Source organism: Bartonella sp. AP58NXGY (assembly GCF_042195785.1).
Lineage (GTDB): Bacteria > Pseudomonadota > Alphaproteobacteria > Rhizobiales > Rhizobiaceae > Bartonella.
Window position 1 is genome coordinate 1 of sequence record NZ_JBHIOY010000439.1, and the last position, 532, is coordinate 532.

Below are 532 nucleotides of genomic sequence, written 5' to 3' on the forward strand. Positions count from 1 at the left end.
GAAGAGTATTAATTACATGAGAAGGTGCGGTAATATTAGGTACATAAATAGCTAAATTAAAAGAAAAGCTCTTATTATCAAATGCCGTAAAACTCACCTGTGGGAGAGGATTTTTTAAAACACCTTCTGTCGAAGAAGCAATCTCTAATAAAATTTCAACAATATGCTCTGGAGCAACCTTAGATGACACAGTCACCGGAATATCAATTCTTCCTATTTTATTGCGTCGTGTCCAATTACTAACGTTATTATTAATAAGGCTTGAATTGGGAATAATAATTGTTTTACGCTGAAGAGTCTCAAGTTCTGTTGCGCGTACACTAATACGCTTAACAACCCCCCCTACTGATCCGGACTCTATATAATCTCCTATTTTAAATGGTCTTCCAACTAAAATAATAAGTCCAGAGACAAAGTTTTGAACAATATTCTGTAAACCAAAACCTATACCAAGTGAAAGGCCTCCAGCAATAAGAGCAAAATTTCTAAGATCCAAACCTGCCATTGATAATCCTGTCAAAGCAGACAGAAC

The 532-nt window shown here is 35.5% G+C and carries 1 protein-coding gene; it reads right to left on the minus strand.

Annotation, left to right across the window (positions count from 1 at the left end; genetic code table 11):
- On the minus strand, window positions 1-532 hold a 532-nt coding region (locus ACFINC_RS11885), incomplete at both ends, for a mechanosensitive ion channel family protein (protein WP_375617321.1).